General features: G+C 31.1%; 6 protein-coding genes. 1 reads left to right on the top strand and 5 read right to left on the bottom strand.

What is annotated here, in order from left to right:
* Nucleotides 1–16: 16 nt before the first annotated feature.
* The 3 genes from ACN5J4_RS00575 to ACN5J4_RS00565 are packed head-to-tail and all read right to left on the bottom strand — an operon-like array spanning nucleotide 17 to nucleotide 11,539.
* Complete coding sequence (locus ACN5J4_RS00575; protein ID WP_418650226.1) at nucleotides 17–1,897, bottom strand: OmpA family protein; 1,881 nt, start codon at nucleotides 1,895–1,897, stop codon at nucleotides 17–19.
* 10 nt (nucleotides 1,898–1,907) lie between these two features.
* Complete coding sequence (locus tag ACN5J4_RS00570) at nucleotides 1,908–2,840, bottom strand: type IX secretion system membrane protein PorP/SprF (protein ID WP_418650225.1); 933 nt, start codon at nucleotides 2,838–2,840, stop codon at nucleotides 1,908–1,910.
* 8 nt (nucleotides 2,841–2,848) lie between these two features.
* Entirely contained in the window at nucleotides 2,849–11,539 is an 8,691-nt protein-coding gene (locus ACN5J4_RS00565) for a gliding motility-associated C-terminal domain-containing protein (protein ID WP_418650224.1), read from the bottom strand.
* A gap of 664 nt (nucleotides 11,540–12,203) precedes the next feature.
* Here ACN5J4_RS00565 and mnmE point away from each other — a divergent pair.
* Nucleotides 12,204–13,598, top strand: coding sequence for a tRNA uridine-5-carboxymethylaminomethyl(34) synthesis GTPase MnmE (mnmE, locus tag ACN5J4_RS00560; protein ID WP_418650223.1), 1,395 nt, complete (start codon nucleotides 12,204–12,206; stop codon nucleotides 13,596–13,598).
* 218 nt (nucleotides 13,599–13,816) lie between these two features.
* On the opposite strand, the gene ACN5J4_RS00555 is transcribed toward mnmE, so the two are convergent.
* Both ACN5J4_RS00555 and manA read right to left on the bottom strand, forming a co-directional pair.
* Nucleotides 13,817–15,814, bottom strand: a complete 1,998-nt coding sequence (locus tag ACN5J4_RS00555) for a GTP-binding protein (RefSeq protein WP_418650222.1) — start codon at nucleotides 15,812–15,814, stop codon at nucleotides 13,817–13,819.
* A gap of 200 nt (nucleotides 15,815–16,014) precedes the next feature.
* Nucleotides 16,015–17,244, bottom strand: a complete 1,230-nt coding sequence (gene manA / locus ACN5J4_RS00550; protein WP_418650221.1) for a mannose-6-phosphate isomerase, class I — start codon at nucleotides 17,242–17,244, stop codon at nucleotides 16,015–16,017.
* Nucleotides 17,245–17,246: the final 2 nt, after the last annotated feature.

Here is a 17,246-nt window from a genome sequence, read left to right as displayed (position 1 = left end):
CTTTATTAAATTTGTATTACTTATAATCATTTATTATAATAAATTTCGAACGTCTATTCTGCTGATGCTCTTCTTCTGTACAAATAGCATTGTTAACACATTTATTTACTAATTGTTTTTCTCCAAAACCAATAGCACTCTCTATTCTAGAAGGCTCTATATTTCTTGATAATATGTAATTCCTTGTCGATTTAGCTCTTTGATCTGATAAAACTTCATTATAAGTATCATCACCTCTACTATCCGTATGGGATTCAATTTTAATTATCATTTTAGGATGATTTTTTAACACTTTAACAACATACTCTAACTCAAAAGCTGCATCTGGTCTTATATTTGATTTATCAAAATCAAAAAATATTGGACTTATTACTATTTCTTTATCTATAATTAAAGGCGTTAAATATAAGTTTTCAACTATTTCTTTATTTGTGATATTTGTAGTAATTACACTTTTAAAATCTTCTTTATAATCTTTCTTAGATCCTCTTATCGCGTATTTATTATTACAATCTACTTCAAATGAATAAAACGCATCTATACCAGTAATACTATTATTAATTACTTTTCCCTTTTCATTTATTAATTCAACTAATGTATATGTTAAAAGTTTATCTGTTTTAATATCAAAAGTATTTCCTTTTATATATTGTTTACATTTATAAGATTCAAAACTATAAATATCATCACTACCTTTTCCCTTTGGTCTATTTGAAGAAAAATAACCTGTTTTATTGTCTTGATTTATAAAGAATGAAAAATCATCATACCGACTATTAAATGGAGCTCCCATATTACTTACCTCTGACAAATTATTTTTTAACAAGTCTGATTTAAAAATATCTAAAAAACCTAAATTCTCATATCCATCTGACGAAAAATAAAATACATAATCTTTTGACACAAATGGAAACATCTCTCTACCTGCTGTATTAATATTTTCTCCCATATTAACTGGTTCTCCATAAGAACCATTAGATAAAATTGCTGTTTTGTAAATATCCGTTAAACCATAACCTCCTGGTCTATCAGAAGTAAAATATAATGTTTTATTATCGGGACTTAAAGCTGGATGCCCACTTGAATAAACATCATCATTTATAGAAAGCTCTTTCACATTAGTCCATTCACCTCTAACTAAAGTTGCTTTAAATATCTTTAAGTGAGAAGTACCTTCTTTATCATAATCGAGTTTTTCTCTTTTAGTTAAATTATTTCTGGTAAAATACATTGTTTTACCGTCATTTGTAATTGCAATATTAGATTCATGAAAGCTTGAGTTAATTTCAGAAGATCTTATAGGTACAACATTTTTTATTTTGACATCATCCTTAGATTCTACAATTATTGCTTCATATAGATCTAAATAAGGTTCATTATTCCACTTATATATCTTACCGTTTTTATTTTTACTTGAAGCAAACATAAATTTATTATTATGTACGTAAGCTCCAAAATCAGAATTTTTAGTGTTAATAGCTAAGTTTTTAACTTTTACAGAATCTTTATTTAAGTGTTTTAATTTTTCATAATCCACTTTTGTAATATTTTTATTATTTGGTAATTTCTTTAACCATTCATCAGCTTTATAATACTCACCTAAACTTCTTAAAGATTGTGCATATTTATAAATAGCATCGTTACTTAAACCTTCGCTATTTTTAGCAGCTAACTTATACCATTTTATCGCTTCTTCTGATTTAGAGTTATTATAATAACAATCAGCAATACGTGTTAAAACATAAGTACTACTATCTCCTCTCTTTACTGCGGTTTTATAAAATTCAGCCGCTTTTATATAAGAGTAATTTTTAAAAAATTTATCTGCAATTTTTTTTTGTGAAAAAGAATAAAAAACTGAAAAAACTAATATTAAAAATGTGATTTTTGATTTCATATATATATTCTTAAAAATATCTAGGTGATCTAACTCTATTAGAGTTATTTAATTCATACATTAATAGTGCTTCATGGGTACCACTAGAAAATTGATTAATATCAGATAAAGGATATTCATAAGCATACCCTATTCTAAACCTATCTGATACTTGAAAATCAATTAAAGCTCCTAAAGCCCCTGTATATTCATTAAATCTATACGAACCTCCTAACCAAAATTTCTCATTAAAAAGAAAATTAGCAGTAATATCATATGATAATGGTGCCCCACGGGTTCCTTTAATTAATGTTGCAGGTTTAAATTTAACGTTATCGTTTAATTCAAAAACATAACCTCCTGTTAAATAATAACTTACTTTATCAACGGCACCATAATTTACACCATTTACGGTTAAATCATTATGATCTACATTTAATAGCCTTGGCGCTGATAAACCTACGTACCATTTTTCTGTATGTAAAAAAATACCACTTCCTATATTTGGTTCCCATCTACTGTTTATACCATTAATTGCAGGATCTAAACCTTCGGCAATTAATAATTCATTATCTAAACTATACTGAGTAAAACCTGCTTTTAAACCAAATGCTAGTTTTAAATTATAATTTAATTGAATTGTATAAGACAAATCACCGTATAAATAAATAAAATTTTCATATCCTAACTTATCATTAATAAATGATAAACCTACTCCTATTTTTTCATTACGTAAGGGTGTGTTAATAGATAATGTTTGAGTTTCTGGACCTTTATTAAAGCCTGCCCATTGACTTCTATGTAGCCCTACAGCACTTAACACCTCTCTACTTCCAGCGTACGCCGGATTAACAGAAATAGTATTATACATGTATTGTGTAAACTGAGGTAATTGTTGTGCTTGAATATTAGATACTTTTATAAAAAGTAATATAATAACGGTATATAATAGCTTGTAATTCATAACTTATATTATTTGGTTGCTAAATAAATTGCTCCTGTAAAGGGTTTTAATCCACTATTTTCTAATATTACAATGTAATAATATGTTCCTGCGGGTAATCTTTCTGCATTACCAAAAGTTAATCCTTCTGAAACTCCATTCCAATTATTGGTATAGTTATTAGATTGAAAAACTCTTGCTCCCCAGCGATTAAATATTTTTACATTAGTTATAAATCCACATGATTCAACTCCTGTTACTTCAAAATATTCATTCCACACATCACCATTTGGTGATACTGCTTTTGAAATTTTCACATCTTCTTTTCCACATGGCAAAACAACACAATTATCATTAATATTAATTGTAACCTCTATAGAAGATAAACAAAATTCATTAGAAATTGTATAAGAAAAAATATAATCTCCAAAAGGTATGTTTAAAGGATCAAATGTACCATCTGTAGATAGTGACAAATTACCTCCCTTAACAATACTCCACTTACCATCAGTAGGTATATTATTTGTTAAATAATTATTTAAATCAATAACACCATCGTCTATACATTTCGAATCTGTTATTTTAACTACATTTTTGACAACTTCAACAGTTATATTTTGTGTAAAATCTTCTGTATTACCACAAGCATCACTAACAGTCCAAGTTCTTATTATTAAATAATCCTTATCTGTTCCATCAAATGTATTATTTTCTTCAAAGTCAACTTTAGTAACTGATCCTAAACAATTATCTATAAAATCAATAGTTGGAACTTCAGGAATTGCATCACACTTCACATTAATATCACTAATAGGTACTATTGGTTGTGGTGCCTCATTATCTTCTACTTTAATTTCTTGAATATGCTTTGATGTATTACCTGCACAATCATTTACCTCCCATACTCTTGTTATTGTATATTCTGATTCGCAACCATCATTCACTCCTGCTAAATTTTCTGAAAATATAACCTTTAAATCAGAGGAGGTACTACAATTATCAGATACAGATAAAACATCAGCCTGAGGTATAGCGTCACAACTTACAGTTATATCTTGAGGCAATATTCCTGTAAAAACTGGCTTAATAGTGTCTTCAATAGTAATAACTTGATCTTTTGTAGTGGTGTTGCCACAAGCATCACTTAAACTCCAAGTTCTAGTAATCACTTTTGATCCCTCACAACTTCCCCCTGTTTCAACATCTGTAAAGGTTGCATCTAATGTGGTATCACAGTTATCTGACTCGTCCGTTACATCTCCTGTTGCTATTACTGATACATCAAATGTACAGTTCGTATCTGTTGTGATTGTTATATCTGAAGGAACCGTAAACGTTGGCTTAATAGTGTCTTCAATAGTGATTGTTTGGTCTTTTGTTGTTGTATTACCACAAGCATCACTTAAACTCCAAGTTCTAGTAATCACTTTTGACCCCTCACAACTTCCAGCTGTTTCAACATCTGTAAAGGTTGCATCTAATGTGGTATCACAGTTATCTGACTCGTCCGTTACATCTCCTGTTGCTATTACTGATACATCAAATGTACAGTTAGTATCTGTTGCTATTGTTATATCTGAAGGAACCGTAAACGTTGGCTTAATAGTGTCTTCAATAGTAATAACTTGATCTTTTGTTGTGGTGTTGCCACAAGCATCACTTAAACTCCAAGTTCTAGTAATCACTTTTGACCCCTCACAACTTCCCGTTGTTTCAACATCTGTAAAGGTTGCATCTAATGTGGTATCACAGTTATCTGACTCGTCCGTTACATCTCCTGTTGCTATTACTGATACATCAAATGTACAGTTAGTATCTGTTGCTATTGTTATATCTGAAGGAACCGTAAACGTTGGCTTAATAGTGTCTTCAATAATAATAACTTGATCTTTTGTAGTGGTGTTGCCACAAGCATCACTTAAACTCCAAGTTCTAGTAATCACTTTTGACCCCTCACAACTTCCCGCTGTTTCAACATCTGTAAAGGTTGCATCTAATGTGGTATCACAGTTATCTGACTCGTCCGTTACATCTCCTGTTGCTATTACTGATACATCAAATGTACAGTTAGTATCTGTTGCTATTGTTATATCTGAAGGAACCGTAAACGTTGGCTTAATAGTGTCTTCAATAGTAATAACTTGATCTTTTGTTGTGGTGTTGCCACAAGCATCACTTAAACTCCAAGTTCTAGTAATCACTTTTGACCCCTCACAACTTCCCGTTGTTTCAACATCTGTAAAGGTTGCATCTAATGTGGTATCACAGTTATCTGACTCGTCCGTTACATCTCCTGTTGCTATTACTGATACATCAAATGTACAGTTAGTATCTGTTGCTATTGTTATATCTGAAGGAACCGTAAACGTTGGCTTAATAGTGTCTTCAATAATAATAACTTGATCTTTTGTAGTGGTGTTGCCACAAGCATCACTTAAACTCCAAGTTCTAGTAATCACTTTTGACCCCTCACAACTTCCCGTTGTTTCAACATCTGTAAAGGTTGCATCTAATGTGGTATCACAGTTATCTGACTCGTCCGTTACATCTCCTGTTGCTATTACTGATACATCAAATGTACAGTTAGTATCTGTTGCTATTGTTATATCTGAAGGAACCGTAAACGTTGGCTTAATAGTGTCTTCAATAATAATAACTTGATCTTTTGTAGTGGTGTTGCCACAAGCATCACTTAAACTCCAAGTTCTAGTAATCACTTTTGACCCCTCACAACTTCCCGTTGTTTCAACATCTGTAAAGGTTGCATCTAATGTGGTATCACAGTTATCTGACTCGTCCGTTACATCTCCTGTTGCTATTACCGATACATCAAATGTACAGTTAGTATCTGTTGCTATTGTTATATCTGAAGGAACAGTAAACGTTGGCTTAATAGTGTCTTCAATAGTGATTGTTTGATCTTTTGTTGTTGTGTTTCCACAAGCATCACTTAAACTCCAAGTTCTAGTAATCACTTTTGATCCCTCACAACTTCCAGCTGTTTCAACATCTGTAAAGGTTGCATCTAATGTGGTATCACAGTTATCTGACTCGTCCGTTACATCTCCTGTTGCTATTACCGATACATCAAATGTACAGTTCGTATCTGTTGTGATTGTTATATCTGAAGGAACCGTAAACGTTGGCTTAATAGTGTCTTCAATAGTGATTGTTTGGTCTTTTGTTGTTGTGTTTCCACAAGCATCACTTAAACTCCAAGTTCTAGTAATCACTTTTGATCCCTCACAACTTCCAGCTGTTTCAACATCTGTAAAGGTTGCATCTAATGTGGTATCACAGTTATCTGACTCGTCCGTTACATCTCCTGTTGCTATTACCGATACATCAAATGTACAGTTCGTATCTGTTGTGATTGTTATATCTGAAGGAACCGTAAACGTTGGCTTAATAGTGTCTTCAATAGTGATTGTTTGGTCTTTTGTTGTTGTATTACCACAAGCATCACTTAAACTCCAAGTTCTAGTAATCACTTTTGATCCCTCACAACTTCCGGCTGTTTCAACATCTGTAAAGGTTGCATCTAATGTGGTATCACAGTTATCTGACTCGTCCGTTACATCTCCTGTTGCTATTACCGATACATCAAATGTACAGTTCGTATCTGTTGTGATTGTTATATCTGAAGGAACCGTAAACGTTGGCTTAATAGTGTCTTCAATAGTGATTGTTTGATCTTTTGTTGTTGTGTTTCCACAAGCATCACTTAAAATCCAAGTTCTAGTAATCACTTTTGATCCCTCACAACTTCCAGCTGTTTCAACATCTGTAAAGGTTGCATCTAATGTGGTATCACAGTTATCTGACTCGTCCGTTACATCTCCTGTTGCTATTACCGATACATCAAATGTACAGTTCGTATCTGTTGTGATTGTTATATCTGAAGGAACCGTAAACGTTGGCTTAATAGTGTCTTCAATAGTGATTGTTTGGTCTTTTGTTGTTGTGTTTCCACAAGCATCACTTAAACTCCAAGTTCTAGTAATCACTTTTGATCCCTCACAACTTCCGGCTGTTTCAACATCTGTAAAGGTTGCATCTAATGTGGTATCACAGTTATCTGACTCGTCCGTTACATCTCCTGTTGCTATTACCGATACATCAAATGTACAGTTCGTATCTGTTGCTATTGTTATATCTGAAGGAACCGTAAACGTTGGCTTAATAGTGTCTTCAATAGTGATTGTTTGATCTTTTGTTGTTGTGTTTCCACAAGCATCACTTAAACTCCAAGTTCTAGTAATCACTTTTGATCCCTCACAACTTCCAGCTGTTTCAACATCTGTAAAGGTTGCATCTAATGTGGTATCACAGTTATCTGACTCGTCCGTTACATCTCCTGTTGCTATTACCGATACATCAAATGTACAGTTCGTATCTGTTGTGATTGTTATATCTGAAGGAACCGTAAACGTTGGCTTAATAGTGTCTTCAATAGTAATAACTTGATCTTTTGTTCTGGTGTTACCACAAGCATCACTTAAACTCCAAGTTCTAGTAATCACTTTTGATCCCTCACAACTTCCCGCTGTTTCAACATCTGTAAAGGTTGCATCTAATGTGGTATCACAGTTATCTGACTCGTCCGTTACATCTCCTGTTGCTATTACTGATACATCAAATGTACAGTTAGTGTCTGTTGCTATTGTTATATCTGAAGGAACCGTAAACGTTGGCTTAATAGTGTCTTCAATAGTGATTGTTTGGTCTTTTGTTGTTGTGTTACCACAAGCATCACTTAAACTCCAAGTTCTAGTAATCACTTTTGATCCCTCACAACTTCCGGCTGTTTCAACATCTGTAAAGGTTGCATCTAATGTGGTATCACAGTTATCTGACTCGTCCGTTACATCTCCTGTTGCTATTACTGATACATCAAATGTACAGTTAGTATCTGTTGCTATTGTTATATCTGAAGGAACCGTAAACGTTGGCTTAATAGTGTCTTCAATAGTAATAACTTGATCTTTTGTAGTGGTGTTGCCACAAGCATCACTTAAACTCCAAGTTCTAGTAATTACTTTTGATCCCTCACAACTTCCCCCTGTTTCAACATCTGTAAAGGTTGCATCTAATGTGGTATCACAGTTATCTGACTCGTCCGTTACATCTCCTGTTGCTATTACTGATACATCAAATGTACAGTTCGTATCTGTTGTGATTGTTATATCTGAAGGAACCGTAAACGTTGGCTTAATAGTGTCTTCAATAGTGATTGTTTGGTCTTTTGTTGTTGTATTACCACAAGCATCACTTAAACTCCAAGTTCTAGTAATCACTTTTGACCCCTCACAACTTCCCGCTGTTTCAACATCTGTAAAGGTTGCATCTAATGTGGTATCACAGTTATCTGACTCGTCCGTTACATCTCCTGTTGCTATTACTGATACATCAAATGTACAGTTAGTATCTGTTGCTATTGTTATATCTGAAGGAACCGTAAACGTTGGCTTAATAGTGTCTTCAATAGTAATAACTTGATCTTTTGTTGTGGTGTTGCCACAAGCATCACTTAAACTCCAAGTTCTAGTAATCACTTTTGACCCCTCACAACTTCCCGTTGTTTCAACATCTGTAAAGGTTGCATCTAATGTGGTATCACAGTTATCTGACTCGTCCGTTACATCTCCTGTTGCTATTACTGATACATCAAATGTACAGTTAGTATCTGTTGCTATTGTTATATCTGAAGGAACCGTAAACGTTGGCTTAATAGTGTCTTCAATAATAATAACTTGATCTTTTGTAGTGGTGTTGCCACAAGCATCACTTAAACTCCAAGTTCTAGTAATCACTTTTGACCCCTCACAACTTCCCGCTGTTTCAACATCTGTAAAGGTTGCATCTAATGTGGTATCACAGTTATCTGACTCGTCCGTTACATCTCCTGTTGCTATTACTGATACATCAAATGTACAGTTAGTATCTGTTGCTATTGTTATATCTGAAGGAACCGTAAACGTTGGCTTAATAGTGTCTTCAATAGTAATAACTTGATCTTTTGTTGTGGTGTTGCCACAAGCATCACTTAAACTCCAAGTTCTAGTAATCACTTTTGACCCCTCACAACTTCCCGTTGTTTCAACATCTGTAAAGGTTGCATCTAATGTGGTATCACAGTTATCTGACTCGTCCGTTACATCTCCTGTTGCTATTACTGATACATCAAATGTACAGTTAGTATCTGTTGCTATTGTTATATCTGAAGGAACCGTAAACGTTGGCTTAATAGTGTCTTCAATAGTAATAACTTGGTCTTTTGTAGTGGTGTTGCCACAAGCATCACTTAAACTCCAAGTTCTAGTAATCACTTTTGATCCCTCACAACTTCCCGCTGTTTCAACATCTGTAAAGGTTGCATCTAATGTGGTATCACAGTTATCTGACTCGTCCGTTACATCTCCTGTTGCTATTACTGATACATCAAATGTACAGTTAGTATCTGTTGCTATTGTTATATCTGAAGGAACCGTAAACGTTGGCTTAATAGTGTCTTCTGTAGTTATCAATATCGTATCTATACCTACTTTACCACAAGTATCTGTAACTTTAAATGTTCTTAAGACTTCTATAATACATCCATTAGAAGATATAATCTCATCTTTGTACGTAATTTCAGCAATACCTGTATCATCTTGTGCAGAATAACCTGGCATATTAAAATTATATATATCAACTACAACTTCAGTTAAACTGAAACTATACCTAGCATTTGTTGAATTTATATTATATTGATTACAAGCTTCAATAACTAAAGTATCCGGAACAATAATAGTAGGCACTTCATTATCAATAGAAACCAATGTTGTTGAAATTGATTTTTCACAACCATTAGCATCTGTTACAGTTACAGAATATGTACCTGCAATAAGATTATAAATATCTTGAGTTGTTGCACCGTTACTCCACAAATAACTATAATTAACTGTACCTCCTGTAACAGATAAGTCAATACCACCATCACTAGCACCACAACTTAAATTACTAGCTAATATAGATAAAGACAATTCTTCTAATTCTGTAATTTTATATTCCTTAGTAAAAGTACATCCTTGCTTATCGGTAATAGTTACCGTATAAGCTCCTGCAGCCAAACCTGATATATTTTTAGTAGTAGCTCCATTACTCCAACTATATAAATAATCACCATAACCACCTGAAACAACTAACTCTATGCTTCCATTATTATCACCATTACAAAGCATGTTGCTTTCAGTAGCTGATACCTTTATCACTCCTGGTAAAACAATTGATTTAACTAACTTACCTGCAGGTAAACTACAACCTATATCAGGGTAAACAGGGCTATATGTTAACTCTGCTCTAAAATCCCCTGTAAAATCAGACACACCTGTATAATCAAATTTACCTTCTTCAGTAGAAGATGTACCTACTAAAGTATTATTTAAAAAGAACTCCCAAGAGTAATTTCCAACGGTATTACCACAGGCATCCCCACTTAAATTAAAAGAGTAATTAATTGAATCTGTACAACTTTCTCTATCAATTTCAATATCCTTTACAGGACAAGGTATACATGTTATTGGATTATCAAAGTTTTTTGTAGCTTCAATACACTCTGAATCTATATATTTTATAGTCGATAAAGTTGGTGTAACATTTCCACAGTAACTATCATCGGTTGTAAGTATAGAATATTTTAAAGTTAAAGTTTCCTCTAAAACTTTATCTACTTCCCAATTTATAGTATTATTTATAAAAGAAGCTGTTCCTTTATTAGGATCAATAGTACTACTTGAAACTAAACTACCTGGAATTATTTGGTACGCACTTGCTATTTGATCTATAACCAAAGGCTCTCCTGGTAAAGACGTAGCTGCAGGTACTAATTGACCTAAAATAGTTCTATAAATAGTTGTTAAATCTGCAGCTCTATCTGTATAAAAAGAACCACTATTTTCTATGTTGTCTAAGGTATATTTTGCGCTAATTTTTTCATCAGGATTTAACGTACCTCTAAATCCAACTGTAAATATAGATTGATTATAAGTAATACCTTTAACAATAGTTGTTTCAACCTCTTTTGCGGCTAAAAAAGCTTGCCTCTGACACTCCGTATCGATACCTATTGAAGGGCAATATACTGAAGACGGAGGATTATTATACGAATTAGGCACTCCATCTGTCAATAACACAATACTTCTTGTTGTTTTACATTTAAAAGTATTTGGGCTTTTAGAATTAGAAAAAACTTCTCCTGCTTTTAACAAAGCATCTTGCATATTAGTACCTGTTGTTGGTAATAAACCATCAATAGTAGCTTCTAAAGCTACTTGATTTGATGTTAATTCATTCAAAATATTAGCGTTATAATTATAACTAACTATAGCTATTTTATTTTTTTTTGTTGGATTATTTACAGGAGAAAGTAGTTTTGCAACAAAATCTTTTGCAGCTTCTTTAGCAAACTCCATAATTGGCCTAGTATTTCCAGTCCCTGTACCATCATCTACCGGATGCTGCATACTACCTGAAACATCAATAACTAATATAACTTCTTGAGTAGCGTCAGATGGTGTTCCTTTTATTTCAAGTGTAACATCTAGTTGTTTACAGTTTACTGGATTACTTTCTATTTGTTTTGAAAGAACAATTGCTTCTTGTGCTATTATTAATTGACTAAATAATAATAAAAAAACAAGAAATACTAATTTTAGAACTGATTGTTGTTTTGTATTCATAATCTAAACAGTTTTTATTATTGTGAATTCATTTAGAATTTTAAAATTTCTCGTAAAAAACACAGTTATAACGTTGTTTTTTAAACAGTTATATGTAAAATTAAAAGCATTAATGATAATTTTATTATTTAAATTTAAACTAAGTGAAAATAATTCCCTAATAAAAACACTAAGTTTATTAGTAGTAAATCTCTTTATTCTAATTAAAAAACCTGAGAGTTTTGAAGTTAATGAACTAGAGTTTACTTTTATTTTTTTAAGAGTAAACTTTAGTTGGTTGTTAAAATTTTTAAAACGAATAAATTCGTTTTTTTTTGGGTCTACAAAAATCATGTATAAAGGTATACATGAAAAAAAAACTTTTTTTTCCATAATTTTATTTATCAAACGTATTTAATTCCTGCATTTAAAAACACAGCAATAGGGGATATATAAAATGGGGGGAAAACTATTATTATAAAAATATTTTTTCTTTTTTATAAAAATATGTGAATCATTTTTTTATAAAGTGAATGAAAACAAATACTTATGGGGATAAATATTACCTTCTATATTTTCGACAAAAATAGATTTTTTTTTTTAGTATATAAGAAATATTTAATAAAAAATAAAAATACTGTAAAATAAAGCCATTTTTTAATAGGTAATAGGTAATTTAGCAATTATGATACAAAATGACACTATTATAGCAATGGCTACTCCTTCAGGTATTGGAGCTATTGCTGTTATAAGACTTTCAGGTAAAAAGTCTATTGAAATGGTAAATGCTTTTTTTAAGTCGAAGAACAGCACTAAATCTTTACTAATTCAAAAATCACACACCCTACATTTAGGTTATATTATAGATAATGGAATTATTTTAGATGAAGTTTTAGTATCTATCTTTAAAAATCCACGTTCTTATACAGGTGAAAATGTAGTAGAAATTTCCTGTCATGGTTCTGTATTTATTCAACAAGAAATTATTCAGTTATTCTTACAAAACGGCTGTAGAATGGCTGATAATGGTGAGTTTACCATGCGTGCTTTTTTAAACGGAAAAATGGATTTAAGTCAAGCTGAAGCTGTTGCTGATGTAATATCTTCAAATTCTGCAGCAAGTCACCAAATGGCTATTCAGCAAATGCGTGGAGGAATTACCAATGAATTAAAAAATCTTCGCGCACAATTGTTAGATTTTGCTGCATTAATTGAGCTTGAATTAGATTTCTCTGGTGAAGATGTTGAATTTGCCGACCGAACTAAATTTAAACAATTAGTAGCTAAAATTACTTTTGTTTTAAAACGGTTAATTGATTCTTTTGCTTTTGGAAACGCTATGAAAAACGGAATTCCTGTAGCTATAATTGGTGAGCCTAATGTTGGTAAATCAACCTTATTAAATACACTTTTAAATGAAGAGAAAGCAATTGTTTCAGATATTGCTGGTACTACTCGTGATGCTATTGAAGATGAATTAATTATTGACGGCGTAGCTTTCCGTTTTATTGACACCGCAGGAATTAGAGAAACTGAAGATATTGTTGAAAATATTGGTATTAGAAAAGCCTATGAAAAAGCCGAAAATGCGCAATTAATTATATTTTTGATTGATGCAAATAAATTCTCGTATGCAAGTGAAGAGTTTTTACAAGAAATTAAAACTATAAAAAATCGTTTTCCAAACAAACGTTTGTTAGTTATCGCTAATAAAATTGATACGCTATCGTGTCATGATACAGCTATCTTAAAATCAGCTATTGATCCTTTAATTTTATTATCAGCAAAACAAAAAACAGGTATTATTGAGCTAAAAGCAGAACTTACAGCTTTAGTAAACACTGGAGCTTTAAGTAATAATGAGACTATTGTTACTAATTCTCGTCATTTTGAAGCTTTAAACAATGCTTTAACCGCTATCACTTCTGTACAACAAGGAATTGATTTAGAAATTTCTACCGATTTATTTTCTATTGATATTCGCGAATGTTTACGTCATTTAGGAAATATTACTGGTGAATATGATATTGACAAAGATATTTTAGGCCATATTTTTGGTAATTTCTGTATCGGGAAGTAATGACTTACAATAAAATACACAAAACTAAAAACTCTTTATTTAAAAGGATTTCATTACCTTAATTACTACTTATATTTATTTTTAAATGAAATTATGTAGACTATATCTACCTGTACTTCTTCTAAAAAGTATACAAATTGTTCATAATATTAACCGTTAACAGTAAAGTATACTTTATGTATAAATATTTTTATAAATTTAATAAATAAAAATATTACTTAAATTATACGTTCATCTGCTTTATAAGCACCACGTCGATGTAAAATCCATTGAGCTTCATCTAACGGATTTATACCTTTATATGGTTTAAGTATACCTTCATTTTTAGGGCACGTATCATATCCATAAAATTGTAATCTTAATCGAAGTTTACCACTGGTAACTGTATTTAATTTAATGCTAAAATCTAAAGAAGTAGCTACAGAAATTTTTCCTTTTAAAATAAAAACATCCTCTATAAATATAGGCGTATTAAAAGTAGCTCTTCTGTTACTTAATTCTGCTGTTATTTTCCCTAAAAATATTTCATTTGCTTTTATTTCGAAACTTAAAATAGGTTCTAATAAATGGGTGCCTCCTTTTTTTAGTCCTTGCATAATAGCCATAGGAGTTGCTAAATTAAAATCTCCTGGTCTTGAATGTATATTATGGTCCTCTCCTTTTATAAAAGTAATTTTAACATCAGTAACCTCCCAACCTAAAATACCTTGTGCCAATGCTTTGGGAATGGTACGTTCAATTTCATTCTGATATTTAATATGTACATCATTTTGAGAAACAATACTACTATAATTTACACCTGAATTTAACGGAGCAGGTTCTATTAAAAAAGTTATAATTGCCCAGCAAGGTTTTGGCATCCAATAGCAAATATATCCTTCTGCTTTTTTACTAATGGTTTCTTTATAAACTACCTGTGGATCTGTAAAAGTAGCTACAATATTAAAACGCTCCTTTAAAACATAACCTAATATTTCAATTTGCATTTGTCCCATTAATAATAATTGTAATTCTTTTTCTGCTTTAAACCATTTAAATTGTAAAGATGGATCTTCACTATCTAATTGTGTTAATGCTTGTGCCAAGGCATTATAATCTGCATTATTTTCAGGAATTACCTCAACAGTAAGTACTGGAATATGCAATTGAGGAAGTGTAGGTATTTGATTAGGATTTCCTAAAATATCACCAGCTTTAGTACCTAAAACACCAGTAATAACTCCAATATCACCAGCAGATAATATAATATTATCAATATACTTTGTTTGTACTAATTGTTTGGTTTGATTAATTTTAGTTTCTAATTGTTGCGTACTATTATAAATAGTAGATTTAGAGGTTAATGTTCCTGAAAAAACTTTTACATGTGCCATAGCTCCAAAAACCTTATGATGCTCTAACTTAAAAACATAAGCTGAAAGTTCTTTTGTGTTATTTATTTTAGTGGTAGGACAAAAAGAAATAATTCCATCTAATAATTCTATAACCCCAATATTATCTTTTGCTATTCCCACATAAACAGGCGTAATTTTAGAGGCTAGTGTTAATGCTTTAATACTTTTTAAGTATTCTTTATCGCTAATAATTTCTTCATCAAAAAAACGGGCTAGCAATTGCTCATCACTATCTAAAACATGTGTTTTTGCTTGCTCTTTAATTTCATGAATACAAGTACCTTCATTGATTAATGTATTAAAAATAGGTGTTATGTTTGCATTTACTAAGCCATCATTTTCGGCTGCATATAATAAAACAGGTTTTGTTTTTAAATCGTGTTGTAACTGAGTAACAACACCTTCAGTATCTGCTCCTTGCCTATCAATTTTATTAATAAAAATTAAAGTAGGTATTTTTAATTCTTGCAACGAATCCCAAATACTTAAAGTATGCGCTTGCACCCCTTCTACAGCAGATACTACCAAAATAACAGCATCAACCACACAAAGTGCACGCTCTACTTCACTAGAAAAATCAACATGACCTGGGGTATCTATTAAATTAATTTTGATGTCTTTCCAATTAAACGAAGTAGTTGCTGCCTTTATAGAAATACCTCTTTCTTTTTCAAGTGCTAAACTATCAGTATTAGTTGATCCTTTATCTACACTTCCAAGTATTCTAATAGCTCCTGAATTGTATAAAAAATGCTCTGTAAGAGTTGTTTTACCTGCATCTACATGGGCTAAAACACCTATATTTATGGTTGCTTTTTTCATTATTTTATTTAGAAGTACTTTTAAATATAAGAAACAAAGCTACTGTATTAAAAATAGTAATTTTAGACTCCTTGTGTTTTTTTTTATAACAGCATGTTTTTATAATCTTACTTATTTACATTTTATTATTCTAAAAAAAGGCTAATAGTATTATAAAACGAACCTTTATTAAAAGTTATTTAACGGGGGTTTTTATAAAATTACATTAACTCAGGAACACTAGCCTTGTAAATCTCTACACCTACGTTAGAAATAATTTTATACGCTGTATTGGCTTTTATTAAAATTGATTGTCCTTTTTTTAAATTTATATGATTATTTTTTTGAATAACAGAAACGGTACCGCCTAAGATAATTAGTATTTCTACAGATTTAGATATTGAACTATAATTTAAAGGGTTTATAGACTCTATTTTACTTAACTTAAAATCTTTAGCTGTTGTTTTATAAACCAGTTCATTTTTAACAGTATTTTTAACGCCATATAAAATAGTTGGAATTGTTTTTTCAAATTTTGTATTCTTTAAAAGCTCTTTTACATCAATATGTTTAGTAGTTAAGCCACCTCTTAAAACATTATCAGAATTAGCCATTAATTCAATATTTTTACCTTCTAAATAGGCATGTGGAACACCTGCATCTTGAAAAATAGCTTCTCCTTTTGATAAGTTTAAAATATTAAAAAAGTAGATTGAAAATATACCTCTATCAATATTTTTTGATTTTTGAATAGTTAATGCTTTAGCTGCCCAATATTCTGGTGTAGCTTTACTTAGCTCTCCTTTTAAAAATTTAGGTAAAATTCTTTCCTTTAAAGGTTTTAAAATTTTATTCACCTCTTTTTGAGAAAAATTCATCACTTTTTTATATAATTCTAAATAATTATCATCTTTAAATGTTTTTAATAAAAAACTAAGTTCAATTGTTTTTTCTAAATTACTTTTTAGCTTTTTCTCTTCTAAAAAACCATGTAATAACCAAAAATCACTTAAAGCTACCATAATTTCAGGTTTATGATTTTTATCCTTATAGTTTCTATTTTTGGCAGTTAACGGAATACCTTTTTCATTTTCTAACTTAAAACCAATTTCTGCGGCTTCTTTTGTTGGATGTACTTGAATCGACAGCATTTTATTTACATCTAACACTTTAAATAAGTACGGTAATTTTCCAAAAACACGTGCTACTCTTAAACCTAAAATTTCAATCAATTTTAGGTTTAATAAAGAATCTAAGGATACGTTTCCCATTCTAGTTTTAATAATAGAAGGAGCTTTTAAGTGTGCACCCAACCAATATTCGGCAAACTTTCCTTTACTTTTTTTTCTAGAAATTAAATTAGGAATAAATTTTTTTCCACCCCAATCATAATTTTGTATTTTTCCTTCAATTAAAAAAATACTTTTTATAGTTTGCCCTAAAGTTATCATAA

This window comes from Tenacibaculum aestuariivivum, from assembly GCF_964507685.1.
Lineage (GTDB): Bacteria > Bacteroidota > Bacteroidia > Flavobacteriales > Flavobacteriaceae > Polaribacter > Polaribacter aestuariivivum.
Note: the sequence above shows the minus strand (reverse complement) of the source record. Positions and strands in the feature narration are given on the sequence as shown.

Bases quoted from the DNA above. Each gene is read 5' to 3' on its own strand.
- ACN5J4_RS00575 (WP_418650226.1), bottom strand. From the start codon at position 1,897: ATGAAATCAAAAATCACATTTTTAATATTAGTTTTTTCAGTTTTTTAT.
- ACN5J4_RS00570 (WP_418650225.1), bottom strand. From the start codon at position 2,840: ATGAATTACAAGCTATTATATACCGTTATTATATTACTTTTTATAAAA.
- ACN5J4_RS00565 (WP_418650224.1), bottom strand. From the start codon at position 11,539: ATGAATACAAAACAACAATCAGTTCTAAAATTAGTATTTCTTGTTTTT.
- mnmE (WP_418650223.1), top strand. From the start codon at position 12,204: ATGATACAAAATGACACTATTATAGCAATGGCTACTCCTTCAGGTATT.
- ACN5J4_RS00555 (WP_418650222.1), bottom strand. From the start codon at position 15,814: ATGAAAAAAGCAACCATAAATATAGGTGTTTTAGCCCATGTAGATGCA.
- manA (WP_418650221.1), bottom strand. From the start codon at position 17,244: ATGATAACTTTAGGGCAAACTATAAAAAGTATTTTTTTAATTGAAGGA.